Annotated in this window: 1 protein-coding gene; it reads left to right on the top strand. The window is 63.3% G+C overall.

Features of this window, described 5'->3' with window-relative positions:
- Positions 1 to 207, top strand: a 207-nt coding sequence (locus AC6LJW_RS29560) for a VCBS domain-containing protein (RefSeq protein ID WP_498088986.1), incomplete at both ends; no start/stop codon positions are given.

The following is a 207-nucleotide window of genomic DNA, read 5'->3' as shown; positions in this document are numbered from 1 at the left end:
GATCACCTACACCGTCTCCGATGGCGAAGGTGGTACGTCGACCGCAACCCTGACGGTCACGATCACCGGCACCAACGACACCCCGATCCTGACCCCGGGTGTCGCGCTTGACGATCAATCGGGCAACGACGGCCAGGCCATCACCCCGGTCGACATCTCCGGTCAATTCTCGGACGTGGATACGGGCGACGTACTGACGTACTCGGC

Source organism: Achromobacter sp. 1012554356, assembly GCF_059760815.1.
Note: the sequence above shows the minus strand (reverse complement) of the source record. Positions and strands in the feature narration are given on the sequence as shown.